Annotated in this window: 31 protein-coding genes and 1 pseudogene; 23 read left to right on the top strand and 9 right to left on the bottom strand. The window is 66.3% G+C overall.

Going from position 1 to position 23,882, the window contains the following annotated elements:
• Positions 1 to 63: 63 nt before the first annotated feature.
• Genes HL658_RS12510 through HL658_RS12500 form a run of 3 tightly spaced genes read right to left on the bottom strand, consistent with a single transcriptional unit; the run spans position 64 to position 2,460 of the window.
• A complete protein-coding gene (locus tag HL658_RS12510) occupies positions 64 to 741 on the bottom strand; it encodes a hypothetical protein (protein ID WP_180282308.1) in 678 nt (225 codons plus the stop codon).
• 20 nt (positions 742 to 761) lie between these two features.
• Positions 762 to 2,156 (bottom strand): hypothetical protein, encoded by a 1,395-nt coding sequence (locus tag HL658_RS12505; protein ID WP_180282307.1) that lies wholly within the window; start codon positions 2,154 to 2,156, stop codon positions 762 to 764.
• Positions 2,157 to 2,166: 10 nt separating this feature from the next.
• The gene (locus HL658_RS12500) at positions 2,167 to 2,460 is read right to left on the bottom strand and encodes a hypothetical protein (protein ID WP_180282306.1); all 294 of its coding nucleotides are present in this window, start codon (positions 2,458 to 2,460) and stop codon (positions 2,167 to 2,169) included.
• 218 nt (positions 2,461 to 2,678) lie between these two features.
• Between HL658_RS12500 and HL658_RS12495 the strand changes: the two genes are divergently transcribed.
• From HL658_RS12495 to HL658_RS12475, 5 genes are all read left to right on the top strand, one after another.
• Complete coding sequence (locus tag HL658_RS12495) at positions 2,679 to 2,849, top strand: sigma 54-interacting transcriptional regulator (RefSeq protein WP_180282305.1); 171 nt, start codon at positions 2,679 to 2,681, stop codon at positions 2,847 to 2,849.
• Entirely contained in the window at positions 2,836 to 3,072 is a 237-nt protein-coding gene (locus tag HL658_RS12490; protein ID WP_246337540.1) for a sigma 54-interacting transcriptional regulator, read from the top strand. Before HL658_RS12495 ends, HL658_RS12490 begins: the two co-directional genes overlap by 14 nt.
• An 87-nt stretch (positions 3,073 to 3,159) precedes the next feature.
• Positions 3,160 to 4,416, top strand: coding sequence for a dsDNA nuclease domain-containing protein (locus HL658_RS12485; RefSeq protein ID WP_180282304.1), 1,257 nt, complete (start codon positions 3,160 to 3,162; stop codon positions 4,414 to 4,416).
• A complete protein-coding gene (locus tag HL658_RS12480; protein WP_180282303.1) occupies positions 4,413 to 4,964 on the top strand; it encodes a hypothetical protein in 552 nt (183 codons plus the stop codon). Before HL658_RS12485 ends, HL658_RS12480 begins: the two co-directional genes overlap by 4 nt.
• Positions 4,961 to 6,910 carry an AAA family ATPase gene (locus HL658_RS12475; RefSeq protein WP_180282302.1) on the top strand — a complete coding sequence of 650 codons (1,950 nt, stop codon included), beginning with the start codon at positions 4,961 to 4,963 and terminating at the stop codon, positions 6,908 to 6,910. Before HL658_RS12480 ends, HL658_RS12475 begins: the two co-directional genes overlap by 4 nt.
• A gap of 213 nt (positions 6,911 to 7,123) precedes the next feature.
• On the opposite strand, the gene HL658_RS12470 is transcribed toward HL658_RS12475, so the two are convergent.
• Together HL658_RS12470 and HL658_RS12465 are read right to left on the bottom strand one after the other, a co-directional pair.
• Positions 7,124 to 7,261, bottom strand: a complete 138-nt coding sequence (locus HL658_RS12470; protein WP_180282301.1) for a hypothetical protein — start codon at positions 7,259 to 7,261, stop codon at positions 7,124 to 7,126.
• A gap of 69 nt (positions 7,262 to 7,330) precedes the next feature.
• The gene (locus HL658_RS12465; RefSeq protein WP_180282300.1) at positions 7,331 to 7,519 is read right to left on the bottom strand and encodes a hypothetical protein; all 189 of its coding nucleotides are present in this window, start codon (positions 7,517 to 7,519) and stop codon (positions 7,331 to 7,333) included.
• 301 nt (positions 7,520 to 7,820) lie between these two features.
• Here HL658_RS12465 and HL658_RS12460 point away from each other — a divergent pair, with 301 nt between their 5' ends.
• The 7 genes from HL658_RS12460 to HL658_RS12430 all read left to right on the top strand — a co-directional run bounded on the left by HL658_RS12460 (position 7,821) and on the right by HL658_RS12430 (position 15,100).
• On the top strand, positions 7,821 to 8,060 hold the full coding sequence (locus HL658_RS12460; protein ID WP_180282299.1) for a hypothetical protein: 240 nt from the start codon (positions 7,821 to 7,823) through the stop codon (positions 8,058 to 8,060).
• A 10-nt stretch (positions 8,061 to 8,070) separates the two neighbouring features.
• Complete coding sequence (locus HL658_RS12455) at positions 8,071 to 8,274, top strand: hypothetical protein (RefSeq protein ID WP_180282298.1); 204 nt, start codon at positions 8,071 to 8,073, stop codon at positions 8,272 to 8,274.
• 24 nt (positions 8,275 to 8,298) lie between these two features.
• Positions 8,299 to 10,308, top strand: coding sequence for an AAA family ATPase (locus HL658_RS12450; protein ID WP_180282297.1), 2,010 nt, complete (start codon positions 8,299 to 8,301; stop codon positions 10,306 to 10,308).
• 637 nt (positions 10,309 to 10,945) lie between these two features.
• Positions 10,946 to 11,770: an 8-oxoguanine DNA glycosylase gene (locus HL658_RS12445; protein WP_180282296.1), complete on the top strand. Its 825-nt coding sequence runs from the start codon at positions 10,946 to 10,948 to the stop codon at positions 11,768 to 11,770.
• Positions 11,771 to 12,281: 511 nt separating this feature from the next.
• A complete protein-coding gene (locus HL658_RS12440) occupies positions 12,282 to 13,478 on the top strand; it encodes a PfkB family carbohydrate kinase (RefSeq protein ID WP_180282295.1) in 1,197 nt (398 codons plus the stop codon).
• Positions 13,475 to 14,071, top strand: coding sequence for a 7-cyano-7-deazaguanine synthase (locus HL658_RS12435; protein WP_180282294.1), 597 nt, complete (start codon positions 13,475 to 13,477; stop codon positions 14,069 to 14,071). Before HL658_RS12440 ends, HL658_RS12435 begins: the two co-directional genes overlap by 4 nt.
• Positions 14,072 to 14,329: 258 nt before the next feature.
• Positions 14,330 to 15,100 (top strand): RpnC/YadD family protein, encoded by a 771-nt coding sequence (locus HL658_RS12430; protein WP_180282293.1) that lies wholly within the window; start codon positions 14,330 to 14,332, stop codon positions 15,098 to 15,100.
• Between the two features lie 64 nt (positions 15,101 to 15,164).
• Here the strand turns inward: HL658_RS12430 and HL658_RS37705 are convergent, their stop codons facing one another.
• The gene (locus HL658_RS37705) at positions 15,165 to 15,299 is read right to left on the bottom strand and encodes a hypothetical protein (protein ID WP_281378745.1); all 135 of its coding nucleotides are present in this window, start codon (positions 15,297 to 15,299) and stop codon (positions 15,165 to 15,167) included.
• Between the two features lie 353 nt (positions 15,300 to 15,652).
• Here HL658_RS37705 and HL658_RS12425 point away from each other — a divergent pair.
• Positions 15,653 to 16,354 (top strand): annotated as a pseudogene (locus tag HL658_RS12425) (carboxypeptidase M32); the annotation flags it as partial.
• Between the two features lie 134 nt (positions 16,355 to 16,488).
• On the opposite strand, the gene HL658_RS12420 reads toward HL658_RS12425, so the two are convergent.
• On the bottom strand, positions 16,489 to 16,737 hold the full coding sequence (locus HL658_RS12420) for a DUF3072 domain-containing protein (RefSeq protein WP_246337539.1): 249 nt from the start codon (positions 16,735 to 16,737) through the stop codon (positions 16,489 to 16,491).
• A 96-nt stretch (positions 16,738 to 16,833) separates the two neighbouring features.
• Here HL658_RS12420 and HL658_RS12415 point away from each other — a divergent pair, with 96 nt between their 5' ends.
• The 7 genes from HL658_RS12415 (at position 16,834) to modD (ending at position 21,890) form a co-directional block, all read left to right on the top strand.
• Entirely contained in the window at positions 16,834 to 17,895 is a 1,062-nt protein-coding gene (locus HL658_RS12415) for a hypothetical protein (protein ID WP_180282291.1), read from the top strand.
• Between the two features lie 137 nt (positions 17,896 to 18,032).
• Positions 18,033 to 18,443 carry a bacteriohemerythrin gene (locus tag HL658_RS12410; RefSeq protein WP_180282290.1) on the top strand — a complete coding sequence of 137 codons (411 nt, stop codon included), beginning with the start codon at positions 18,033 to 18,035 and terminating at the stop codon, positions 18,441 to 18,443.
• A gap of 116 nt (positions 18,444 to 18,559) precedes the next feature.
• Positions 18,560 to 18,844 carry a YggT family protein gene (locus HL658_RS12405; RefSeq protein WP_180282289.1) on the top strand — a complete coding sequence of 95 codons (285 nt, stop codon included), beginning with the start codon at positions 18,560 to 18,562 and terminating at the stop codon, positions 18,842 to 18,844.
• 5 nt (positions 18,845 to 18,849) lie between these two features.
• On the top strand, positions 18,850 to 19,185 hold the full coding sequence (locus HL658_RS12400; RefSeq protein ID WP_180282288.1) for a DUF167 domain-containing protein: 336 nt from the start codon (positions 18,850 to 18,852) through the stop codon (positions 19,183 to 19,185).
• Positions 19,178 to 20,083, top strand: coding sequence for a bifunctional methylenetetrahydrofolate dehydrogenase/methenyltetrahydrofolate cyclohydrolase FolD (gene folD / locus HL658_RS12395; protein ID WP_180282287.1), 906 nt, complete (start codon positions 19,178 to 19,180; stop codon positions 20,081 to 20,083). The genes HL658_RS12400 and folD overlap by 8 nt, the downstream gene beginning before the upstream one ends.
• Positions 20,080 to 21,066 (top strand): magnesium transporter CorA family protein, encoded by a 987-nt coding sequence (locus HL658_RS12390; protein ID WP_180282286.1) that lies wholly within the window; start codon positions 20,080 to 20,082, stop codon positions 21,064 to 21,066. The genes folD and HL658_RS12390 overlap by 4 nt, the downstream gene beginning before the upstream one ends.
• The gene (gene modD, locus HL658_RS12385; RefSeq protein WP_180282285.1) at positions 21,057 to 21,890 is read left to right on the top strand and encodes a ModD protein; all 834 of its coding nucleotides are present in this window, start codon (positions 21,057 to 21,059) and stop codon (positions 21,888 to 21,890) included. The genes HL658_RS12390 and modD overlap by 10 nt, the downstream gene beginning before the upstream one ends.
• Before the next feature lie 6 nt (positions 21,891 to 21,896).
• On the opposite strand, the gene HL658_RS12380 is transcribed toward modD, so the two are convergent.
• Positions 21,897 to 22,175 carry a hypothetical protein gene (locus HL658_RS12380; protein ID WP_211109720.1) on the bottom strand — a complete coding sequence of 93 codons (279 nt, stop codon included), beginning with the start codon at positions 22,173 to 22,175 and terminating at the stop codon, positions 21,897 to 21,899.
• A gap of 98 nt (positions 22,176 to 22,273) precedes the next feature.
• The gene (locus tag HL658_RS12375; protein WP_180282284.1) at positions 22,274 to 22,576 is read right to left on the bottom strand and encodes a 4a-hydroxytetrahydrobiopterin dehydratase; all 303 of its coding nucleotides are present in this window, start codon (positions 22,574 to 22,576) and stop codon (positions 22,274 to 22,276) included.
• Positions 22,577 to 22,647: 71 nt separating this feature from the next.
• Here HL658_RS12375 and HL658_RS12370 point away from each other — a divergent pair, with 71 nt between their 5' ends.
• The 3 genes from HL658_RS12370 to HL658_RS12360 all read left to right on the top strand — a co-directional run bounded on the left by HL658_RS12370 (position 22,648) and on the right by HL658_RS12360 (position 23,859).
• Positions 22,648 to 23,064 carry a metallopeptidase family protein gene (locus HL658_RS12370; RefSeq protein ID WP_180282283.1) on the top strand — a complete coding sequence of 139 codons (417 nt, stop codon included), beginning with the start codon at positions 22,648 to 22,650 and terminating at the stop codon, positions 23,062 to 23,064.
• A gap of 104 nt (positions 23,065 to 23,168) precedes the next feature.
• Positions 23,169 to 23,564, top strand: coding sequence for a type II toxin-antitoxin system RelE/ParE family toxin (locus tag HL658_RS12365; protein WP_180282282.1), 396 nt, complete (start codon positions 23,169 to 23,171; stop codon positions 23,562 to 23,564).
• Positions 23,536 to 23,859: a helix-turn-helix domain-containing protein gene (locus HL658_RS12360; protein ID WP_180282281.1), complete on the top strand. Its 324-nt coding sequence runs from the start codon at positions 23,536 to 23,538 to the stop codon at positions 23,857 to 23,859. The genes HL658_RS12365 and HL658_RS12360 overlap by 29 nt, the downstream gene beginning before the upstream one ends.
• The last annotated feature ends 23 nt before the right edge of the window (positions 23,860 to 23,882 follow it).

Below are 23,882 nucleotides of genomic sequence, written 5' to 3'. Positions count from 1 at the left end.
TCCCCGTCGCCCGGCGGTATGATGCGGTGGCAACCGGCAGTCGGCAAGCCTACCGGCGGCGCCTCACCGTCCCAGCGGCGTTGTCGGCTGAGCCTCTACGATGCACGTGATCCCATGCTTGCCCAGGTCCACGTACCGGATTCCGTCGAAGCGCAGCTTCAAGCGGTCGCTGTCGCTGCACACCAGCAGCAGGCGCTCCTCGACGCCGGGGGACCGCGGAAGCAGGGCGTAGCCGCCCTTCGCGCTGTCGTCCTGCTTGACCAAACCCAGGGCCGCTAGGACGCTCTTGTCCTTGCCGTTGTTGATCCGGTCGCGTCCGGCGCCGTCCCACACCTCGCACCGGACGACGGGCCCCGAGGCGGCGGCGAGCACCAGGTCGTTCTTTGCGACATGCCCGTCGGGTAACCAGACACCGGCGCTGCTGGTGGTCGGGTTGCAAAGGATGACCTGATGGTCGCGGAATTCAGGCGACGCGCCGAACCACGTCAGGGCGTCCATCAGACGTTCGACCGTGGCCAATTGGTTGATGATTTCACTGAAGTTGTGGTCGAGACCGCCCCTAAGGTCCACCCGGGCGCGCTTGAACCGGCTGCCATAGTCCGCGCGCTCCCGGGACGCCGCCGATACGTCGGCAAGGTGATGCTCCACGGCCTGAACAAGATCGGCATGGCTCGCAGCCAAGTTGGCGGCCAGGGTCCCGACGGTGGTTGGTTCCGTCACCGGCGCAATCAGGCAGGCCATTCTTTCCTCCTGTTGATCGCTTACACGATCCCGTCCGGCGGCGGCGCGTTCATCCGCATCTCGGCCAACCTGCCCTCCACCTTGGCCAGCAGCCGACGGTGGTCCTCCCGCGCCTTGGCCTTGGCATCCTGACGCCATTCCCGAAAGGTCGAGGTCAACATGGTCGCCTTGCGGTCGAGCTCCTCGATGAACCCGGGCATATTGCCGAAGTCCTGTTGGGCGGTGCCGAGGCTTTCCCGGGCCAGGAGAGCGCCCTCGATGACTGCCAACGTGGACCCCGGCGGCGACAGCAGGCTGCTCGCGTCGATCGCGATCGGTAGGAATTGGCGATCCACAGCAAGCGTACGCCGGTCGACGAAGCTCTCGACGAGCACGGCGGGCTCCAACCGCTCGAGACGTGAGCAGTTGTAGGGATCCTGGTTGGCCAGCGCACGGTTATCTGGCTCGTTGAGGCCGCTCGGCAGGTTCAGCTTGCTGCCTGGACGGATCTCGAACTTGATCACCTTGCCCTTCTGTGAGTGGATGGCGCCCATGCCGGTGCGCGGCGGGTATCCCCATGTCGTCCACGGCGCATCCAGCCAACGCCATGCGTCCCGCCCGGTGGGACGCAGTGCGGTGTTCGCGGTGAATTCCAAGTACGGCCGAACAGTGGACGCGGCGCTGTCCCATCCGAGATTGAGGTATGCCTTCTCGATGTACATCACCTCACCGGTCATCTCCTTGTCGTCCACCAGGAGGCGCGCCGGGGCGGTCGACCGGATCACGGCTGTCAACAGAACGCCCGGCCAAGCATCCGTCTCCTGGAAATCGAAACCGTGCAATTCCGATTGCCACCCCTTCACCTGGGGAACGTCACCAACCCACTCCCATTGCGGCAGAACGCGCAGCGCGTAGACCTCCCGGAAGTAGCCGTCGAGGTCGTGCCGGGTGGCGACCTCCCTCAACATGGTGGTCAGCAGTGTGCAGACTTGCTCCGCGGGACCGAGTTCGGCGTCGGGACCCACACGTTGTTCGAAGAGGATCGTCCCTTGTGCCAACGCAAGGATAGCCTCGTGCTCCGGTATCCCGGCGAGCTCGGCCACCGCCATCGCCAGCTTGTGGTAGTTCCGTACGGAGCCGTGTAGGCGAGGCTTGGCGATCCGTTTGCCGCCTTCGTAAATCCGGTAGGCGCCGAGGGCATTCTCGGGCTTGGCCGTACCCGGAGCCACCCCGGATTTGGCCACGACACTGCCCATCGCTACTCCGGCCTCCTTCGCCCGTTGCAGCAGCTTGCCGAGGTTGATGGCAAGCCGCTCGCGCTCCTTCTCGGTCAGCCTCCCGGTGTGTTCGACCATCCGCTGCTCGATGACCCGGGCGCGGGCGATCTCCGCTTGGCGCATTAGTTCGCTGACGGTTTGCTTCTGCTTGTCGCTCATCAGGCCTTCCTCATTTGGCCCCGCGGCGGTAGCGCCGCTTTCCCCGGCCCGACTTGCGCACCACCAGCACCGTCTTGACCACGCCGTCCCCGGTGACCACCGCGGCCAAGCCCTTCATGCGGTCGAGGTGGTGCCGTGAGATCCCCTCGGCGGCAAGCTCCTCGGCTCCTTCCCGGCTCAGCCAAAGACTGGTGTCACCCCCGCCTACCGGGATGGCGATGTCCGCCCAGCCAACAAGGGTGTCGAGGACGTCGTCCGTTACCCCGCGTTGGCGCACACGCTTCTCGGAGTGCCTGGTCGTCATCACCCCCATTCGCCGCCTCCATGCTTTCGTCAGGCAGCACAAACCTGCCATCTGAAGCGTGGACTGTCGCTATGCAGTGCGTGATTTCGGGGTGGAAAACTCCATAGCTTCTCCTGAATAGTTTACATGGCTATGCCGGGGCGGTTTTGCATGACTGGCTGATGGTAGAGCGCAGGATCCGGCGGTTAGCTATCCTCCCACCATGAGGTAAGGAGGTGGTGACCAGCTTCGTCCAACGGATTTCGCAGCGCGTCGAGGCGCCCTTCATGGCGGTGAACTGTGCCGCCACCCCGGCAGACCTGATCGGCAGCGAGGTGTTCGTGCACGCGAAGGGGGGCATTCATCGGAGCCAACGCGCTGCGCCGCGGCTACGCCTTGCGTGCGGCTGACGGCGCGCTCTTCCTCCACGAGGTCGGAGAGCTTCCGTTACCGGTGCAGGCCTTGCCCGTCGGCTTGGTTCAGGAGGGGGTGTTCCTCCGAGTTGGCAGCGAGAAGTCGCTGCCGTTCGCGTCTCTGCAAGTCCGTGCGAACAACGCAGAACTGGCGCAGCGGATTCGAGAAGCCGGTCACATCGGCGTCACCACCTACCACCTGAAAAAGAAGTTCTTGTGAACTCAGATTGCCTGCTGCATACCCATTGGTCGAGGCTGAGCCTTAAAGGCCGAACAAACCATCGAGCGCAATGGTGAGGAGTAGTGCGTGACGACGGCGTCGCCGGACCCAGGCGCGGTGCTCGACAAGACGGATCCCGGCGCTGACACCCAAGCGCGGTTCTCGTACCAGCATTGTTTCGCAGCTCTTCAGTGTCTGCGGCTGCTGTCCGGCCAGCTGGAAGCCGTCTATTGCGAGAATCACGAAGACATCCTGCTCCGGAAGCCGGGGGGGACCTATGATGCTCTCCAGGTCAAGACACGCCGTTTCGACTTGGAACCCTTCAAGGCCAATGATGATGCTGTCAAGAACAGCATTGGCCGGTTTGCCAAACTTGAAAAAGCCTATCCGGCTCGGTTTGACAACTTCCATTTCATCACCAACCACGGGTTTTGGGGTGAGAAGGAGAACGGGAACAACCTTTCCTACATTCGCGCCCAGATCTGCGAGCGTGGCAACCTCGATGGCTTGACCAAGGCGCACCTGCTCAAGAAGTTTGTGTCCGGCCTGTGCGGTGAGCACGGCTGTGACGAGGCACACGTCGTTGCCGCCGTGCTCAAGCTGCTTCTTCTCGGTCAGCAAACGGACCTGGAGCGGCCGTACAAGGATCTGCGCGAAAACGTCGGCGATGTTCGGGACTACCGGCGAACGCAGACGTTCCACACCCTCACCAGGGTTGCCGACAACCTCATCTACCTTTGCCAACAGGCCTCCAGCTGCGTTCTCGGCGGCAGCGTCGCTGACCTGTACAGTTTGGTGATGGATTTCGATGCTCAGCGGGATGCCCTGCTGCTGGCGGGCAAGACGATCACCGCGGACCGGGTGGAAGAGGTCATCCGGCAGTCCCTGGTCGAAGGGGCGGACAACCTTCTGGTCTCGTCAGGAGGCGTCTCGGCAGACGCACTTCCGCCAGGGTTCGACGTCATGGTCGAGAAGCTCGAGCACGGTGGCCTCCAGATGGCGCGTGTCGACTCGTTGAAGGACTTCAAGAAGTCCATGGAGACACTGTATGTCAAATGGGTTTACCGCTACGGTCTCGACGAGGCCAACCGGCGTTTGCAGCATCTGAAAACCTTGGTTAGGGACGATTGCGTCGAGGCTCAGCTGTCCGTTGAGCAGCCGGGCCAGAAGTATGCGAGCGCGATGTACACAGCCCTTCGGCAGATGCTGGAAGATCGGCTGCGTACGAGTACCTTGCCGATGTTCGATTGCGCACGGGAGCACCTGCTTGGTACGGCCGGGATTCTGACCGAGGAGTGTACGGTCTGGTGGAGTGACCGGTTCGATCTGAAGGCTGTCCGATGAGGCTCACGCTCGCCGACATCGTGACCAGCCTCGACCGCGACGAGCCGGTTCACCTGGCCCGCATGCTCGTCCTCCTGCTGGCGTTCAGCAGGCCGGATGACGCGGCGATCCACGGCATCACCAAACTCGCCAAGCTGGATTTCCTGCTCAGGTACCCGTCGTACTTCGAGCGCGCGATGGTCGCCCGCGGGGTCACGCCCGAGCGCGTGCCGGTGGAGGCCTACGAACGCCGCACTGTCGAAGCGACGATGGTCCGGTACCGCTTTGGGCCGTGGGACCATCGCTACCGACGCTTCATCAACATCCTGTCCGCCAAGGGCTTGGCACGGGTCGACACCGACGGCCGCACCGTCCGGCTGTCCTTGACGGCGCGCGGGATGGAGATTGCGGCCGCGTTGGCGGAAGAAGACGCCACCAAACCGTTGGCGGCCCGTGCTCGCATGCTCCGCCAGAGGATCGACATCGGGGCGGCGGACATCATGAAGTTCATCTACGCCACCTTCCCCGAGATCGCGACGCTCGCCTACGACGAGGCCATCACGCCATGAAGCTGCGCTTCGAGTACCTCCAGCTGCGTTGCCGTGCGAGCGTCGAGACGGTGCGCTTCGCCGAACGGGTCTCGTTCTTCCATGGCGAAATGTCGGCCGGTAAGTCCAGCATCCCGGCCCTCATCGACTTCTGCCTCGGCGGCCGGTTCCCGGGCACCCCGGCGCTCAAGCAGGAGCTCGTCTCCGTCGCGTTGCAGACGCGGATGGGCACGAACACCGTGGTCATCGAGCGGGTCGCCCAGGACGCCGGTTCGGCGCAGGTCACCTGGCAGACCGCCGCGGGCGAGACCTACATGGTGTCGGCGCCCATGAGACCGCGGGCGGAGCCGATCTTCGGTGAGGACGTCTTCAGTTTCAGCGACCTGATCCTCCGGCTCCTGGGGATCCCGGTCGTGAAAGTCCGGCGGCGCACCTACGACAGCGACTCGCCGCTGGTGCGCCTCAGCATCCGCGACATCTTCAAGTTCGTCTATCTCGACCAAGACAACCTCGACTCGGACTTCTTCCTGCTCGACGTGCCGATCCGGAAGGAGAAGAGCCAAGACACCCTGCGGTTCTTCGTCGGCCACCTGAGCGAGCGGCTGAACGAACTCCAGATCGAGCTTCAGCGCCTGAAGCAGGAGCAGCGCGCCCAACGCGACTCCATCACGAAGGTTCGCGCGTTCCTGGCCCCCTTCGGGTTCGACTCTGAGGAGCGCATTGCCGCGGAGCTGGAGGAGCTGAACGCCGAAGCAAGGCGGATCGAAGAGGAGCTTGCTGCGTTGCGCGCGGGGTATCGGCCGGACACGCGGATCTCCGATGAAAACCGCAGGAGGCTGAAGGAGCTGGCCGCCCAGGTGGTGACCCTTGAGGACGCGATCGACGAGGTCAGCGCCCGCATCGGCGAACAGGAGGCGTTGGCGGCCGAGCTCATGCAGCTCAAGATGAAAGCGGCGCGGGTGGACATTTCCCACCGCGTCCTCGACGGCGTGGAGTTCGAGTGCTGCCCGCGCTGCGGGTCCGGGCTCCCGGTAAAAGCCGAACACACGGACGACGCCTGCTACCTGTGCCACACACCGTCCGGCCAGCAGCCGCGCGGGCAGGCGCTCACCGCGGATGTCGTGCGCCAGGACTTGGATGCGCGCATCGCCGACCTTCAGGACTCGGTGTCGCGGCACCGCAAGTCACGCGGCCCGCTGCAAGCCAAACTCGCGGAGGTACGGCAAGCCCGGCGCGAGGTGGACGGTCGCGTAGCGGAGTCGCTTCACGGGTATGAATCGGACTTCCTGGCACGAAGCCGTGTTGGCGAGCAGCGACTTGCCGTCATCCGGGAGCGCTCCTCGTTCCTGGAGCGCATTCGGGCGCTGCCCGCCGAGATCGCCCGGCTCTTTGTCCAGGCCGACCTTCTGTCGGCCGATATTGAGGCGGTGCAGCGCAAGCTCGAGGAGGAGGAAGCCAAGCTCGTCGGCGCCGAACAGAACCTGACGAAGCTGGAGGAGAACTACGCAGCCGTGCTCGGCGCGATCAAGTTCCCGGCGTTCTCGGCCAACGACCAGGTTGTGCTCGGACGCCGCAACCTGATCCCCGTGATATGGCCGAAGGGCGACGAAAGCCGGGCCTTCTCCTTCTTCACCGTAGGCAGCGGCGGCAAGAAGATCCTGATGAAGATCGCCTTCGCGCTGGCGCTCCACAAAACGGCCGCGGAGCAGCGCCTGCCGGTTCCACGGGTGCTCATCATCGACTCTCCGATGAAAAACATCACTCCGGACGTGAATCCGGACATTTTCAGGAATTTTTACGCGCACCTGTACGCCCTGCTCGGCAGCGTGCTGGCCGACTGGCAGGTCATCATCGTGGACCAGACCTTCGCGCCGCCGCCAGCCGATGTCGCGCCGTCGCTGGACAGGATGATGCGCCGGGGTGACCCGGAGAACCCACCATTGATCGGCTACTACGAAGGTCCCTGACGCCGCGGGGAGTTCGAGGTCGGCGCGGCTGACGGTGGCCATGTCCGCGGGCGTCCTCTTTAGAGTCAATGATTCTCCCGGATTCCGGCGACTAAGCCTTTGAATGGGATCGACATTCCTTTCGTCGACCATCTTGAGTCGCCTGCACCTGCATCCTGATCGGATGCGATCGTTCCCAGGCCGCGGGCTGGCGCAGGCCAGCACGGGCTACGGTCACCGGCGCCGGAAGAAACCGCGCCGGGCCTCGTCGCGGACCCGGTGCACCGTCTCGGCCAGCACGTCCATCCGCAGAGTCCGGTCATCGCTGTAGCGCCGAATACGAAGGGGCGCCAGCTTGTCTTCCAGCCTCATGACGCCACCCTCTTGTTCAAGTTCGGTATGTGCGCTGCCAGGAAGCATCGCCGTTCGCGGCGGGGAGGCCTACGGCTGCTCCGGTCTGCGCGCCGTCAGACGATCGCTGCCTCGACGCAGCCGTTGTCGTTGCGCGCGGATGACCCGCAGCAGGGCGATGGCGCGGGCAGCGTGCTGCACGTACCAGACAAAGCCGATGGCGCCGATCACGAACAGAACGGCCGCGAGGGTGCGGACCCACCCCGAATCACCCCCCATGCACCACCTCCCAGGTCGCATCGCTCTCTCAACAGCTATGGCGGCTACCATGGGCAGCAAGGCCGCGACTCACCTTGTGCTCGGGGCCTTCGTCGCCGAAGGGAGGATGCGCACGCGATCTCTTTGAGCGCCACGCAGCAGACTCTTCAGAGGTACCGACTTTGGCGAGGACGCCTCGTGTCCGGCCTGGCAGGCGGAAGACGTCGAAAACCTCTCTGTAGGCGAACCAAAAGGCGTATTGCCGAGAAAACGTTTAAGGAACATTCTCCTGCCATCCGCCAAGAAGTAGGGATGGTTGTCCGTGAAGATGCATGTTGTCCTAACGCTGACTCGGCGTGATCCGGCCACCGCGGGCAGCACCCTGTGCCCTGGCGAGCGCCTCGTCTGCATCAGCGAGCACGCCGCCTGGGCGCAAGCGGAACGCCTGCTCACCACCAACCGGTTCGTCGGTGCCCGCCTCCTGCGGCTCTGGGGCGACGACACCGCCGTCGTCGAGGCAGAGCATGTGGCCAGTATCGGCACCGTCGGCAACAGCGACTAGGGAGAGCCCAATGGACATGAGCAAACAGCCCCGCCAGACCGGATACGTGATCCTTCGCGATGCTGCTGGGCGCCGCCATGCCCTACGGCCGGACGACGTCCAAGGCGTGAGCGAACTCGACGATCTCGGCGACGAGTGCGTCGTCACGGTCACCGGTGGACGGATGCTGCACATTCTCCGCCCGCTCGACGACATCCTGTTGTCGTTGAGCTGACCCGCGGCCGGGAGAAGTGACGCCATGGTGACGCCGAAGGATGCCGATCCTGAAATCGACAGGGGCGCCGCGGCGGCGGAGGACGCCGCCAAGGCACCGCAGATCGACCCCGTCGAGGCCGCCGCCGAGGTGATACTCCGCCGGGCACTGGACGCCGCGCCGGATTTGAAGAAGGCGCTGGCTGCCGCGGGCGTCGCCGTTGTCGTCCAGATGCCGGGAGCGGGCTGGATGGGTCCGGTGAAGACGGTCTGGGGGCGCGTGGTGTGGCCGCACAGCGACGTGGATCAGGATGGTGACAGCATCAAGACTCCGTTCTGGCGGTTTCCAGCCCACCACACGGCCTGGGTCGTCTACCGCCGCGATGGCACCCAGAAGGACCTCAGCCCGGGCCGGGGGAACGCCGGAGTGTCGGCCGCGCTCAGCGCCGGATGCCCGGTGGTCGGCTTCAGCCCGGTCCCCGAGCGCCACCTCCCGCGCGACCTCATGCGCGTCGCCGACCTCCGGATCGTCATCCCGCCACTGGACGCAGCGGCATTGGCCGAGACGCTCGGTGTGCTGACCGGCACGCTGCCGACGGCCGCTCTGTCCGAAACTCTGTGCCGCCGCATCGCCCTCGAGGACCTGCGGCTGGCGTGGCGCCCCGGGACGGATGCCAATGGCTACATGGGCCGCCTCCGGCGCCTGCTCGAGGCCAAGGCGGCCTCTACGGGCGTGGTGCTCGGCCAGCTCCACGGCATGGACGAGGCCGTCACCTGGGGGATGGCGCTGGTGCGCGACCTAGCCGAGTACCGGCGTGGCGTCTTGCCGTGGTCGGCGGTCGACCGCGGTGTCCTATTGTATGGTCCGCCAGGCACCGGGAAGACGACGTTCGCGAAGGCGTTGGCCGGAAGCTGCGGCGTGCCGCTGATCAGCGGTACGCTGAGCCAGTGGCAGGCGGCCGGATACCTGAACGATCTGCTGAAGGTGATGCGCGCAGCCTTCGCCGAAGCACGTGCGGCGGCGCCCGCCATCCTGTTCATCGACGAGATCGACTCCTTCGGCGATCGGACGAGATTCACCCACGATAACAAGGATTACAGCATCCAGGTGGTGAATGGATTGCTCGAGGAACTGGACGGAATCGGTGGCCGCGAGGGCGTCGTCGTTATCGGCGCCTGCAACCACCCCGGCCGCCTGGATCCGGCGATCACGCGGTCCGGGCGTCTGGACAGGACCATCGCCATCCCGCTGCCTGACCAGCAGGCGCTGGCCAGAATTCTGCGCCACCACCTGGGCGGTGACCTGCCGGAGGCGGACTTGTCCAAGGCATCCTTGTTGGCGCTGGGCGGTACCGGCGCTGACTGCGAGCGCTGGGTGCGCGGTGCCCGACGGCGCGCCCGGCATGGTGGCCGGGACCTTGTAATCGACGACGTGCTCGACGAGATACGCGGGCTCCAGCGGGCACGGACCGCCGACGAGGCGTACCGGTACGCCGTTCATGAAGCTGGGCACGCGCTGGTTCTGGTGGTCGAGGAACCGGGCGCCTTGGTCAGCGCGTCCATCCGCCAGACCGCCGACACCCAGGGCGGCGTCGTGGCCGACCGGCGCGACCGGAAGCCGGTCACGCGCAAGGAGGTCGCTGGTCGGCTGCGGATGCTGCTGGCCGGGCGCGCCGCCGAGGAGGTCGTGTTTGGCGACGTGTCGACCGGCTCGGGCGGGAATGCGTCGTCGGACTTGGCCCAGGCGACGATGCTGGCGGCCGCGGCGCTGAACGCCTACGGGCTTGATGACGGTGTTGACGGCCTGCTCTGGCGCGGCCTTCCGACGCCGGACACGCTGCCCGCGACGCTGTCGCTGCGCCCTGATATGGGGGCGCAGGTGTCAGCGATGCTGGCGGACGGCTACGCCGAGGCCAAGGACCTGATCCAACGGCACCGGCAAGAGCTCGAGTGCATCGCCCGGCTGCTGGTTGAGCGGGAGACCGCCGACGGGACGGAGATCGAGATCCTGGTCTACGGTGGCGAGGACGGCGACGCCATTGCGACGCCTCCCTGAGCGTGGCCTGGGAGGGCTTCGTGTACGAGGAGATCCCAAGCGAAAGTTTGGATGTACCGCTCCACGGCAGCGGCGGCGTCTTCCACGCTCATCAGGACAAAATCGGTCTGCACGTTTGCTCACCACCATGAACCTCCTTCCAGTTTGGATCGGCGGCTCCTCTGGTGGGAAGATCCTAGCCTTGGTGTCCGTGCGTTGGGCCTCGACTGAGTGCCGCTGTCGGTGAATCGAGGTGAAGTCACCAGCCACGATGCTCTGGCTATACCTAAGAATGCATATTCCGCATTATCTCCACGGCCTCTTCGAGCGCATCCCTGAACTCGGGCGAGACCATCGCCGCCTCAGCCAAGGCGACCGCCAACGCTCCGGCCGCGGGACGATGAACGCCGCCATGGCTCTCCACCCACTCCGCCAATGCCCTGATCGTTCTTGAGCGGCGCCGCACCTCCCCTCGGAGAACGCGCGACAGATGTCCCTGGCTGACGCCCAGCGTCTCGGCGAGCACGCCCTGAGTCAGGCGCTCCCGATCCATCAACGCGAGGGCGTCTTCGACGACCCGCGCAACACTGCGTTCCGATCCTCCTTGCATGTCGGCGATAGAAACGCATAATCCGCATAGATGCAAGGGAGTATCGACATGCAGGTCGTCAGCGCGCTCGTGGACGGGCAATACCGGGAATGGACATTGCCCAACGAGGACGAGGAGGTCGTTCCCGGAGTGCGCTGGGGCCGGGCCGACGAGGTGCCGAGTCCCGCCTATTGGGCGGCGCTTGCCCTAATGCGCCCGGGATGGGACGGCGCTTTCGTCTCACATTCGGGGACACTGGCCGAGGAAGTCGCCTTCTGCATCTTGGGTGGATTCGGTGTCACGGCCGAGCTCGGCCAAGCGGCCTTCGAACGCCTACGCGATCTCGGCCTTCTGACCCCGTCCCCGAACGCCGACCATACTCCGATCGAGGCTGCCTTGATGGCGCCCCTCTCCGTCGCCGGTCGTCAGGTCCGCTACCGCTTCCCGCGGCAGCGCGCAGCACGGCTGGCCATCGCCATGAGGGAACTGCATCAAGCGCCACCATCCGAGGACGACCCACTAGCCTTCCGGAATGCGCTGCTGCGCATCCCAGGCATTGGCCCCAAGACGGCGTCCTGGGTCGCCAGAAACTGGTTGGGCACGGACGACGTCGCCATCCTCGACATCCATATCCTTAGGGCATGTCGGGTGATCGGCGTCATCGAAGACACCTGGACGCTACCGAGGGACTACGCGGCGCTCGAGCGCCGGTTCCTCGCGTTCGCCACCGGCATCGGCGTTCCTGCCAGCGTGCTGGACGCCATCATGTGGACGCAAATGCGTATCCTGGGCGTGCCGGAAACCCCCCATACTCGTCCTAAAATGGCAGACACTTCGGTATCTAAGGATATTCTGCCGAAAATGCATGGGAGCGAAGTGCTCTTTAACACCTGAAGTCATCAGTCTTGCGCGTAATAGGCTGCGCGCTATGATCTTTTCCTCGTATACGATGGTGGAGGTTTGGCGTGGGTGGGACGGGCAGCAGCGGGCGTCGCAAGCCGCGAGGCGGGAAGAACGTTGGCGGCACCGGGGGTGAGGGCGGCGGAGCTGGTGACGGCATGGGTAATGGAGGCGGCGGCCTAGGTGGCGGTGGAGGTGGGGGCGACACCCCTCCGCAATCCGAATGCGACCTGTTGTTCGCGGCGACCTTGCAGCGTCCCAACGCCGCCGTTTTGTCCGGCCTTGGCGTTGGAAGCATGCTTCGCGTTGAGCACCAGCGTCCGGGTGCTTTCGACATCGTTGTTTGCATCGACCCCCCAACGGGGCAGGTCGCAGGATCCATCACCTCCGACGAATTGGCGGCACTCATCGAGTGCCTGAAGCGCCGCGTGGCGTACGTCGCCCGCGTCACCCTGGTTGCTGACCGGCGGTGCGACGTCATTGTGAGCCGGGCGGGGGGAACGCGATGATCGTCACGGGCGGCTGCTACACGGAACGCTGCACGCTACCGGCCTGGGACCAGCTGTTCGGTTCCGGAGGCCGGGCCGCCGCGGCCGTCGGCGACCTGTCACCGGGGACGGAACTCCACACCTTCTGCCCGCCGGGCAGCGAACAGAAGGTCCAGGCCGTGATGGGCACCTACGGAATCGGAGTGACGGCCTCACCCTCCAGCGAGATGGTGGAGTTCACCTACTTCCACCCCTTGTCCATCCCGGAGATCCATCCGGCACCGGCCAGCATTCCGCGCGCCGCACCTTTGCGCGTGAAAGGCGACGTGGTCCTGCGCTTCAGCTTCATGGAAGGTGAGGCGATCGTCGAGGCGAAGACGGTGGTGTACGACCCGCAGTCCGGTGGAGTGAGGGAGCCGTTCCGGGCGAACGGCTCGACCGCGGACAGGCTCACCATCGTTCTGAACGAGAGCGAGCTCAGGTCGATGGCGAACGAGGAGGACCTGGATGCAGCGGCCACGGCCCTAATCGCGTCCGAAGGCGCGGACGTGATCGTTACCAAGCGCGGCACCAAGGGCGCGACCGTGTACGAGGCGGGCGGCGGTCGGGCGGAGGTGCCCGCCTACTTCTCCGACGCCGTGTTCAAGATTGGGTCAGGGGACGTCTTCAGCGGTGCGTTCACCCACTTCTGGGCCGAAGCAGGGAAGTCGCCCGCCGAAGCGGCCGATCTGGCGTCGCGGGCGGTGGCGTTGTACTGCGGGACGCGCGCACTCCCCATTCCAGCCGATCCAGCGGTGCTGGCTTCGCTCACGCCGTTGCGCACCAGCACGGCCGGGATGGTCTACATTGCGGCGCCCTTCTTCACCATCGGCCAACGCTGGCTGGTGGAGGAGGCACAGGCATCGCTGCTTGCGCTCGGCGCTGACGTGTTCTCGCCACTCCATGAGGTTGGCACCGGTGATCCCGACGACGTCATCGCCAAAGCTGACATCGCTGGTCTCGAGCGCTGCACGGCCGTGCTCGCGCTCCTGGACGGCGGCGACCCGGGCTCGCTGGTCGAGGTCGGCTGGGCGCGGGCCCGGGGCATCCCTGTGATCGTCCTGGCCGAGGCGGTGCGACCGTCGGACCTGACCATGCCCCGCGGGCTCGGCTGCGAGATCGTCGGCGACTTCGCGACGGCGATCTACCGGGCGGTCTGGGCCTCCGTCCAGTGAAGGCGCTGCTCCTGTCCGGAGGGGTGGACTCCATGGCGCTCGCCCACTGGATCCGCCCCGACGTCGCGGTGACCGTCGACTACGGGCAACTCCCCGCCGCCGCGGAGATCGAGGTGGCGGCGGCCACCTGCGCGAAGCTGGGCATCCGCCATGAGATCGTGCGGGTCGACTGCCGGGCACTGGGCATCGGGCACTTGGCGGGACAAGCCGAGATCGGTCGTTTGGCGCCCACCCCGGAGTGGTGGCCGTACAGGAACCAGCTGCTGGTGACGCTGGCGGGCATGCGGCTGGTCAACGAAGGACTGAGCGAGGTGATGCTCGGCACCGTCGCGAGCGACAGCGCGCATGCCGACGGCAGGCCGGAGTTCCTGGCCGCCATGGACGCGCTGATGGCGGTGCAAGAGGGGCGCGTCAGGATCACGGCACCGGCGGCAGCGATGACCGCCGTCGATCTCGTGCTGCGCTCCGGCGTCCCGGATGACATGCTGGGGCGATCCTTCTCCTGCCATGCCTCTGAGTATCCTTGCGGCCAATGCCGGGGATGCGCCAAGCGGGATGATGTGTTGGCTGCCGTGGCAGCTCTTCGCGCCTAGCGTAGCAATGATGCAGGTCGGCATGTGACAGACACGAAGCACGTCCTCAAATTTATACGCCCAAATCTTTAGCAGAAATTGGTGTATCATGCCTCAGCAAAAAGAATCGATCAAAAGAACGATATTACTCTAAAGCAAATAACTCTATCAAGGAACAGCGCATTCTTTGCGCGCGCCACTGGATTTGACATTAAAGGCGCCCTACCGACTGAGCTCCAGGTTGTTCGCACGCTCCATGCGGACAATGTTATTCGATTGATGGATGACAGCATCTGGCATATCGAATTCCAGAGTTCAAATGACCCAGAAATGCCATGGCGTATGTATCAATACAAGGCTCTGCTCTTAATGTACTATCGCAATGAGAATGGGGATTTTCCTATTGTGCGCCAGCGCGTGTATTATACTGGAAACGGCGCGCCAAACATGCCGGATAAATTTCAGGTGCCTGGAACGGGAGTCATCTTCGAGGTTGTCGACCTGAAAGGGCAATTCGATAACGGAAGGGATCTCCTCGATAGTGATGCGCCAATGGATCGTGTTCTCGGTCTCCTTTGCATGCGGCGGCCTCATGATGACGTTGGCCGGAGGGAGTATCTAAGGGCTTGGCAACGGGTTGCCAACACGCTCAATCGCGAGAATACATCCGCTCAAATGGATGCTCGAACGCTGTTTGAATTTGCCGCCGACATCCGCAACGTTGACCTTAGAAAAATCCGAGGGTGGCCCGAAATGCCGATCACCGCAAATCTTGAAAATACCATTCTTGCCAAGCAGCTTTACAACAAGGGAGTCTCGTATGGTGAGGACATTGGGCGCCGATCCGTTTATGAAGAAGATATTATAGGCAACGTAGAGGCAAAAGGGCAGCGATGGAAGCCGCAGAACGATGCCCGCCTAAAGGACCTCAGTCAGGAAGAGTTGAAACGAGTGAGGGATATGTCTCGCTCCGGCATCACGTTTGACGCCGCCTACTCTCGCATAGAAGCAGAGCGGAATCGACGGCGCGATGATGAAAACATTCTTTAATTTCGTCATGGGCTTTATGGCGGCGCGCCGTCGGCCTTTGTGCTGCCCAGGCGTTTCGTCGCTTTCACGAGGGTGGGGCGTCCTTGGCGGGGTTGATCTCCAGCGTCGCCTTGGCCCATCGCGCCGCCATCTTCGCCGTCTTGGGCAAGTCGGTCAGAACGGGAGCGAGAAGGCGGAGGCGGTTCCTGACCTCGACCACCGGCTGTGGTTGGGATCCCTGAAACGAGCGTTGGGCATCGTCGATGGCGGTCCTGAACACCGCCTCTCGGCAAGCTCGAGCGCCGCGCTGATGGCGTTCCAGCGCTCCTTAGGGCGGGTGCGAATGCCCGGTGTCGCTGCCCGCCATCCGCTCCGCGAGCATGTTCAGGAGCCTGCTGGAAAATGTATATGGCACGGCTGCGAGTGCGGCATTCCAAGGCGGGGAAGGGGACGGGAATGCTGATTTTGCCGCCCGATATACAGATTCCCCATATACATTTTGGCATCTGTCCTGCCGCTAAGCCATTGTAGCTGCTGGATATCGGACGGACAGTACACAGGCTTAGGCGACATACGGGGCACGCGCTCTACGAGCAGGGCCGGCCGGCCGGGCTGGAGAGCCAGCCGGTGGGGCGTGCCCGCGGCATGGCGGCGCACGAGTCGCAATCGCTGATCGTGGAGATGCAGGCATCGCGCTCCGCCGAATTCATCGGCTGGCTGGCCCCGCTGGCGCGGGAGGTGTTCGGCGGCAGCGGTGAGGCCTGGGAAGCCGGCAACCTGCACCGCCTCTACACCCGCGTCGAACGTGGCTTCATCCGCGTGGACGCGGACGAGGTGACCTACCCCGCGCATGTCATCCTGCGTTACCGGCTGGAGAAGGCGCTGGTGGCCGGCGACCTCGCCCTGGCCGACCTGCCGGGTGCGTGGGCCGAAGGGATGCGCGGGCTGCTGGGCGTGGTACCGCCCGACGACCGGCGCGGCTGCCTCCAGGACATCCACTGGCCGTCCGGCGGCTGGGGGTACTTCCCGACCTACACGCTGGGCGCGATGACCGCCGCCCAGCTCTTCGACGCCGCCGCGTCCGCCGACCCGGATCTGCGCCCGGCGTTGGGGCGCGGCGACTTCGGCCCGCTGGTGCGCTGGCTGCGCGCCAACGTCCACGGCAAGGGAAGCATCCCCGACTCCACCGACGCCCTCCTGGCGGAGGCCACCGGCCGCCCGCTCGACCCCGCGGTGTTCCGCCGGCATCTGGAGCGGCGGTATCTGGGGGAGTGAGGCGGCGTTGTTGCGTCGGGCCCCCACCCAACCCTCCCCCACTTCGCGGGGGAGGGCTTTTTGTTTCTCCCTCCCCCGTCGAAGATGGGGGAGGGCCGGGGTGGGGGCGCAACGCGTGACGTTTTCGCCCCGTCTCACGTCCCCCGGCCGGTCTTCTCCTTCAGCGCGTCGATGCGTTTGGACGCCTCGGCCTTGCTGAGTTCGGGGTCGAACGGCTCGTGCGCCTCCTCCGACAGGGTCTTGAGGTAGGAGGCCTGGGCGCCGGTCATCTTCTCGTCGCCGCTGACCCAATCGTCCGGATCCTTGTCGCGGTTGGAGAAGCTGTCGCCGGCCTTCGGGTTTTCGGCATCGTGGGCAGCCGGTGCATCGGTCTTGCGATTCATCCTTTGTTCTCCTTCGTCCGTCATGGCGAGAACCATCGTGCGCGGCGGTTGGTTCCCACCGGTGACGGGGCAGGGCGACTCGTCTAAAGTGGTGGGGTGAAGCGGACGCCCCCCTCCCTCCCCGTGGTGCGCGAAGCGTTGCGCATCGCCCGCATGCTGGACGCGCCCGAACGGTCGGACGCGCTGGTCCGCGCCTTCGCGCTCCAGCACGGCATAAAGCCGCACCGCGAGGACATGCTCCGCCTGCTGCGCCCGGCCCTGGAGCGCGTGTACCTGCCGGCGCTGGAGGCCTGGATGGCCGCGGTGCTGCGTGACACCGAGAGCGCGCCGGACCTGATCACGCTCGCCGACGCCTACGCCGCGCTGCGGCCGGTGGTGGCCGGCGGGGCACGGCCGGGAGGCGGGCTGCCGCTGCCGGTGGTGCTGGCCGACGCGGTGCTGCACCGCGCCGACCGCAGTTCCGAGGCGCTGCGGACGGCGCTGGAGTCGCGTGACTTTCCCGACCTGTCCGCACTGTCCTACGACCTGCTGCGGCTGGAGGGGCTGCGCTGGGTGGTGGAGACGCTGGGCGATCGGAAGTTGGCGGAGGAACTGGCCTACCGCTCGCGGCGGGTGGCGCGGGTGGCGTTGCGTCAGGCGACGGCCACCGTCGATGCCTTCCTGATCGGCCGCGACCTGCTGACGCTGTACGACAACGCCTCCGTCGTGGCGCAGGTCGACAATCTGCTGGTCGTGGTCCTGCGCCTCCTGGACGCGTTGGCAGCGGAGGAGGAGGAGCGCACCGCCTTCGTCGAGACGGCCGACCAGCAGGCGTTCGACACCTTCGCACGGGCCCTTGGCCAGCTTTCGGAAACGCTGCTGACGATGCTGGAGAAGGCCGCGGCGCGGCCGGAGCGCGGCGGCACCTTCTTCCGCAGCCTGATCCGGCAGGCCGGCTGCGTCCAGCGCCTGTGCGCCGCACTCCGCGCGCCGCTGCGGCCGGCGCGTGTCGAGGCCATACAGGAGGGTCTGGAGCGCCGCCTTGCCGCGCTGGAGACGACCGTCGCCGCCGCACTGGCGCGCGCCGAGGCGGAGAATTCCCCGGCGCTCCCCGCCGCCCGGGTGCAGGCGGAGGAGCTGGCCGCCGTGCTGCGCGGCATCGCACCGGCCACCGGCTGAACCGGCGCCGACGCCGGCCGGGGAGCGACGCGTTGCCGCGGGGGGTGCCGTGCCGGCGGGGCGGCGTTGAAGCGCGGACGTGATCCCAGTAGCCTTCGCGGTCCAAGCAAGATTCGGCCGCGATGGGGGACGGAAACATGCCGCTGATGGAGTGGACCACCAAGATGAGCGTGGGCGTCACCCAGTTCGACGACGAGCACAAGAGGCTCGTCGCCATGGTGAACGAGCTGTTCGACGCGGTGCAGGGCGGGCGCGGCAAGGACGCGCTCGGCAAAATCCTGGACGGGCTGATCACCTACACGAAGACGCACTTCGCCAACGAGGAGCGCTTCATGCAGCAGCACGGCTATCCCGACATGGCCGCCCACCGCGCCGAGCACGAGGCGCTGACCCGGCAGGTGATCGAGGTGCAGCAGAAATACCACAGCGGCGCCACCGCCACGCTGAGCATGGAGGTCATGAACTTCCTCAAGAACTGGCTGGTCAAGCACATCCAGGGCACCGACCGGAAATACGGCCCCTTCTTCAACGGCAAGGGCGTGAAGTAGCCCCCGCGAATCCGCGCACCGCCGCCCGCCGGGCTCCCCGCCCGGCGGCCCTTGCCAGCCCCCGCGGCTCCGTTTAGGGTGCCGTCGCACACGGCAGCGAGGGACGGACCCGCGGAATGATTGCGCTCTACATGCTCATCGACACCGTCCTCGGCATCTTCGTCTGGCTGCTCATCGCCCAGGCGGTGCTGAGCTGGCTGATCGCGTTCAACGTGATCAACACCAACAACCGCGCGATCTATGTGATCGGCGATTTCCTCTACCGCATCACCGAACCGCTGCTGCGTCCCATCCGCGGCATCCTGCCCAACTTCGGCGGCATCGACCTGTCGCCGATGGTGCTGATCCTGCTGGTCTTCTTCGTCCGCAACCTGCTCGCCGAATACTGGCCACGGTTCTGACGGGCATGGCGGCACCCGGTCCCTTCACCCCGGTCGCCGACGGCGTGCGGGTGGCGCTGCGGGTGACGCCCAAGGCGTCGCGCAACGCCGTCACCGGCACCGCCGACACCGCGGACGGGGGCAAGGCGCTGAAGGTCGCGGTGACCGCCGTGCCGGAGGACGGCAAGGCGAACGCGGCGGTCGTGAAACTGTTGTCCAAGGCGTGGGGCGTGCCCAGGACCGGCATCACGGTGCTGGCCGGGGCCGCCGACCGCAACAAGATCCTGCATGTGGCCGGCGATCCGGCCGAACTGATGCGGCGCCTGCCGGCGACGCTGGAGGACGGGGGGAGCCATGGCTGAGGCCAGGATCATCGACGGCAAGCAGTTCGCGCTCGGCCTGCGCGCCCGCGTCGCCAAGAAGGTGTGGTCGCTGAAGCGCGATTTCGGCGTGACCCCCGGCCTTGCCGTCGTGCTGGTCGGCGAGGACCCGGCGAGCCAGGTCTATGTGCGCTCCAAGGGCAAGGCGACGCAGGAGGCGGGCATGGCCTCCTTCGACCACCGCTTGCCGGCCGAGGCCACCGAGCAGCAGCTTCTGGAGCTGATCGAGCGCCTCAACGCCGACCCGGCGGTCAACGGAATCCTGGTCCAGCTACCGCTTCCCAAGCACATCGACACCGCCCGCGCGCTGGCCGCCATCGACCCGGCCAAGGACGTGGACGGCTTCCATGTGGTGAACGCCGGCAAGCTCGCGGCCGGCATCCCCGGCGCCACCATCCCCTGCACGCCGCTGGGCTGCCTGATGCTGGTGCGCGACGTCATGGGGCGGAACCTGCGCGGCCGGCGGGCGCTGGTGATCGGCCGCTCCAACATCGTCGGCAAGCCGATGGCGCAGCTCCTGCTCCAGGCCGACTGCACGGTGACCATCGCCCATTCCCGCACCGTGGACATCGCGGAGGAGTGCCGGCGCGCCGACATCCTGGTGGCCGCCGTCGGACGGCCCGAGCTGGTGCGCGGCGACTGGATCAAGCCGGGCGCGGTGGTCATCGACGTCGGCATGAACCGCGTGTCGACGGCCGAGCCGGGCAAGACGCGGCTGGTCGGCGATGTGGCGTTCGAGGAGGCGATGCAGGTGGCGTCGGCGGTCACGCCGGTGCCGGGCGGGGTGGGGCCGATGACGATCGCCTGCCTGATGCTGAACACGCTGGCGTCAGCCTGCCGCGCGGCCGGGGCACCCGTGCCGGCCGAGGCCGCCCCGTGATCACCGTCTACGGGCGGGTCGACGGCCGGGTCATCGAGCAGCCGCTGGGCGCGTCCGACACGCTGCCGCCGGGCACGGTGTGGATCGACCTGCTGCGCCCCGACGACGCGGAGCGGGCGCGGGTGGGCGCGCTCACCGGCTGCGAATTGCCGACCCGCGAGGAGATGCGGGAGATCGAGGCGTCCAGCACCACCTATGTGGAGGGCGACGCCGTCTACCTCACCGCCACCGTCATCGCGCGCGCCGATACGCCGATGCCGGAGCAGGGAGAGGTCACCTTCGTGCTGACCCCCCGCCACATGATCACGCTGCGCTTCACCGAGCCGCGCTCGGTCGCCACCTTCGCCGCCCGCACCGGGCGACAGCCCGAGCTGCTGGCGAGCGCGGACGACGCGCTGCTCGGCATCCTCGACGCGGTGATCGACCGGGTGGCCGACGTGATCGAGCTGGTCGGCGGGCGCATCGACGGGCTGTCCGCCCGCATCTTCACCGACGGGCTGGAGCACAAGCGCCGTCGCGGCCGGCAGCCGGACGAGCTGCAGGACGTGCTGAAGGGGGTGGGGCGCGCCGGCGACCTCGTGCACAAGGTGCGCGACAGCCTGGCCAGCCTCGACCGGCTGGTCGCCTTCCTCACCTCCGTCACCACCGGGCGGCTCGGCAAGGAGCAGAAGGCGCTCCTGAAGACCGTCACCCGCGACCTGCGCTCCCTGAACGAGCACGCCGGTTTCCTGGCGCACGAGGTGAACTTCCTGCTCGACGCCACGCTGGGGCTGATCAACATCGAGCAGAACGGCATCATCAAGATCTTCTCGGTCGTCGCCGTTGCCTTCCTGCCGCCGACGCTGATCGCGTCGGCCTATGGCATGAACTTCGAGAACATGCCGGAACTGCACTGGTCCTGGGGTTACCCGATGGCGATCGCCCTGATGATCGTGTCGGCCATCCTGCCGCTCTGGTACTTCCGGCGGCGGGGGTGGCTGTGATCACGCTGACGGACGCCGCACTCGACGCGATGCTGGCGCAGGACGTCCCTTACGGCGATCTCACCACCGATGCACTGGGCATCGCCCAGCGTCCCGCCCGCATCCGCTTCGCGGCGCGCGGGGCCATGGTGGTCTGCGCCGGCGAGGAGGCCGCGGCGCTCTTCACCCGCGTCGGCGCGGTGCCCGCCGACGTGGTGGCGAGCGGCACGGAGGTGGAGCCGGGGGCGCTGCTGCTGACCGCCACCGGCACGGCCGGGTCGCTGCACCGGGCGTGGAAGGTGGCGCAGACGCTGATGGAATACGCCTCCGGCATCGCCACGCGGGCGCGCCGCATCGTGGACGCCGCCCCCGGCACCGCTGTCGCCTGCACCCGCAAGAGCTTTCCGGGCGCCAAACCCATCGCGGTCAAGGCGGTGCAGGCGGGCGGGGCGACCATGCACCGGCTGGGCCTGTCGGAGACGCTGCTGATCTTTCCGGAGCACCGCGCCTTCCTCGACCGTCCGGCGGCGGACTGGATCGCCGACCTCAAGCGCCGGCTGCCGGAAAAGCGGCTGGTGGTGGAGACGGACTCCGTCGAGGACGCGGTGATGCTGGCCGAGGCCGGTGCCGACGTCATCCAGCTCGAAAAGCTGCCGCCGGAGGCGGCGGCGCGGGTGGTGGCGCGTACGCGGGGTCTAGCCCCGGCCCCGGTGATCGCGGCGGCCGGCGGCGTGGACGAGACCAACGCCGCCGCCTACGCCGCGGCCGGCTGCGCCGTGCTGGTCACGTCGGCCCCGTATTTCGCGAAGCCCGCCGACGTCAAGGTGACGCTGGAGCCGGTCTGAGCCGGCTCACGCACCCCGTTCCGCTGGATGCCGCGGGATCCAGTGGCCCGCTTCATCCTGGTGCCGCACACGGCTGTCGTGTCGGGAACGCAGCCGCAGCCGCGGCGCCAGCCACCACGCGATCGGCCCGGCCACCAGGACGCTGGCGCCGACGATGGCCGGCAGCAGCCACATGGCTTGCGCGGCCAGGGCGGGAACGGAGAGCACGAGAACGGTGCCGCCGCCGAACAGCACGGCGGTGACCATCCCATAGATCAGCGCGGCGATCGTGAATCGTGTCGACATGGTCGGTCTACCCCAGCAACCGCCGTGGCGGTCATTGGTCGACCAACCGGCGATGGCGCCGGACGTTCCCGATCACCGCGCCGACGGGGCGGTACCGCTCAGCGGTCGTGCGCGGGCGCCATCTGGTCGATGCGGTGGGCCAGCTCCACATCCTTTCCAGTGACGCCGTCCACCTCGCGCGTGAACAGGATGATCTCGACCCGGCCGCGGTCGTTGAACCATTCGGGATGGTGGCCGCACTTCTCGGTCAGCAGGGCTACCTGGTTCATGAAGCCCCAGGCGGTGGGAAAGTCCGGGAAATGGTAGGTCTTGCGGATGGCGTCCCGCTCCAGAACCTCGGCCCAGCCGTGCAGCTCCTTCAGCGCGGTCTGGCGCTTGGCACCCACCAGCTTTTCCGACATGGACGTACCTCCTTCTTTTGTCGCGCCACCGCTTGGCGTCGGCGGCCCGCTCCGCTAAGTATCGTACCGCCATGACCCAGAAGCCACCGCGGCCTTTCACCACACCGCCGACCATCGCCGATTTCGAGACGATGGCGGAGGAGGCGTTGGACACCATCCCCCGGGAACTCCTGTCCCATGTGGGCAACGTGCTGATCCGCGTCGAGGACTTCCCCGACGAGGAGACCGAGCGCGACATGGAACTGGAAAGCCCCTTCGACCTGCTGGGCCTGTACCGCGGCGTGGATATGACGCGGCAGAGTGTGATCGACGTGCGGACGGACTTCGACGCCATCTACCTCTACCGCCGCCCGATCCTGGATTACTGGTGCGAGACGGGGGAGGACCTGTTCCACGTCATCCGCCACGTCCTGATCCACGAGATCGGCCACCATTTCGGCCTCTCCGACGAGGACATGGACCGCATCGAGACGACCGGGGGGCGATAGGTCGCGGTCCGGCCGGGCCAAGGGAAGCGTATGGTCGATCACGCCTCCGGGTTCGTTGACGTGTAGCACCCGGTGTCATACTTTGTGTGATCGGGTGGCTGTCCGTGCGGGTGTTCAAGAACAAATGGTTCGTGAGGTTCGCGAGCAGGGAAGGCATTCCGGATCGAAGCCTCTGCCTTGCGGTGCGCAAGGCCGAAACCGGTCTCATCGACGCCGACCTGGGGGGTGGCGTGATCAAGCAACGGATCGCACGCCCTGGCCAAGGTGAATCCGGCGGATACCGGAGCATCATCCTGTTCCGGTGCGGCGATAAGGCCTTCTTCGTTTTCGGATTCCCGAAGAGTGCGATGGACAACATCGGCGGTCAGGACGTGAAGGCGTTCAAGAAGCTCGCCAGGGAAATGCTGGCACTCGACGGGCAGGAGCTGGCTTTGCTGCTTGATCGTGGGGCTCTGACGGAGGTTGCGTGTCATGGCGAAGGCGAAGACCTACCGGAGTGAGGCGCTGGCAGCCATCCATGAGACGGCCAGTGACCTGTCGGATGCCGGGCTCCTGGCACCGCGGACGATGCGCGAGTTCGACGAACTCTGCCTCACCCCGATCGAGGAATTGTCGCCCGAGGAGATCCGGGCGCTGCGGGAGCGCGAGGACGTTTCCCAACCGGTCTTCGCACGCTACCTCAATGTCACCAAAGGTCTCGTCAGCCAGTGGGAGCGTGGCGAGAAGCGTCCGAGAGGGACATCCCTCAAGCTGTTGAACCTCGTCCGTACCAAGGGGCTGGGGTCGATCGCGTGAATGGCGCGCCGGACCGGCGCTGT

The sequence above is a fragment of the Azospirillum oleiclasticum genome, from assembly GCF_013423485.1.
Classification (GTDB): Bacteria; Pseudomonadota; Alphaproteobacteria; order Azospirillales; family Azospirillaceae; genus Azospirillum; species Azospirillum oleiclasticum.
Note: the sequence above shows the minus strand (reverse complement) of the source record. Positions and strands in the feature narration are given on the sequence as shown.

Coding starts and splice junctions, on each gene's coding strand:
- HL658_RS12430 (WP_180282293.1), top strand. CDS start 14,330: ATGGATGACAGCATCTGGCATATCGAATTCCAGAGTTCAAATGACCCA.
- HL658_RS12420 (WP_246337539.1), bottom strand. CDS start 16,737: ATGAATCGCAAGACCGATGCACCGGCTGCCCACGATGCCGAAAACCCG.
- HL658_RS12475 (WP_180282302.1), top strand. CDS start 4,961: ATGAAGCTGCGCTTCGAGTACCTCCAGCTGCGTTGCCGTGCGAGCGTC.
- HL658_RS12480 (WP_180282303.1), top strand. CDS start 4,413: ATGAGGCTCACGCTCGCCGACATCGTGACCAGCCTCGACCGCGACGAG.
- HL658_RS12450 (WP_180282297.1), top strand. CDS start 8,299: ATGGTGACGCCGAAGGATGCCGATCCTGAAATCGACAGGGGCGCCGCG.
- HL658_RS12410 (WP_180282290.1), top strand. CDS start 18,033: ATGCCGCTGATGGAGTGGACCACCAAGATGAGCGTGGGCGTCACCCAG.
- HL658_RS12455 (WP_180282298.1), top strand. CDS start 8,071: ATGGACATGAGCAAACAGCCCCGCCAGACCGGATACGTGATCCTTCGC.
- folD (WP_180282287.1), top strand. CDS start 19,178: ATGGCTGAGGCCAGGATCATCGACGGCAAGCAGTTCGCGCTCGGCCTG.
- HL658_RS12370 (WP_180282283.1), top strand. CDS start 22,648: ATGACCCAGAAGCCACCGCGGCCTTTCACCACACCGCCGACCATCGCC.
- HL658_RS12375 (WP_180282284.1), bottom strand. CDS start 22,576: ATGTCGGAAAAGCTGGTGGGTGCCAAGCGCCAGACCGCGCTGAAGGAG.
- HL658_RS12505 (WP_180282307.1), bottom strand. CDS start 2,156: ATGAGCGACAAGCAGAAGCAAACCGTCAGCGAACTAATGCGCCAAGCG.
- HL658_RS12400 (WP_180282288.1), top strand. CDS start 18,850: ATGGCGGCACCCGGTCCCTTCACCCCGGTCGCCGACGGCGTGCGGGTG.
- HL658_RS12465 (WP_180282300.1), bottom strand. CDS start 7,519: ATGGGGGGTGATTCGGGGTGGGTCCGCACCCTCGCGGCCGTTCTGTTC.
- HL658_RS12445 (WP_180282296.1), top strand. CDS start 10,946: ATGCAGGTCGTCAGCGCGCTCGTGGACGGGCAATACCGGGAATGGACA.
- HL658_RS12360 (WP_180282281.1), top strand. CDS start 23,536: ATGGCGAAGGCGAAGACCTACCGGAGTGAGGCGCTGGCAGCCATCCAT.
- HL658_RS12405 (WP_180282289.1), top strand. CDS start 18,560: ATGATTGCGCTCTACATGCTCATCGACACCGTCCTCGGCATCTTCGTC.
- HL658_RS12440 (WP_180282295.1), top strand. CDS start 12,282: ATGATCGTCACGGGCGGCTGCTACACGGAACGCTGCACGCTACCGGCC.
- HL658_RS12380 (WP_211109720.1), bottom strand. CDS start 22,175: ATGTCGACACGATTCACGATCGCCGCGCTGATCTATGGGATGGTCACC.
- HL658_RS12510 (WP_180282308.1), bottom strand. CDS start 741: ATGGCCTGCCTGATTGCGCCGGTGACGGAACCAACCACCGTCGGGACC.
- HL658_RS12470 (WP_180282301.1), bottom strand. CDS start 7,261: ATGAGGCTGGAAGACAAGCTGGCGCCCCTTCGTATTCGGCGCTACAGC.
- HL658_RS12500 (WP_180282306.1), bottom strand. CDS start 2,460: ATGACGACCAGGCACTCCGAGAAGCGTGTGCGCCAACGCGGGGTAACG.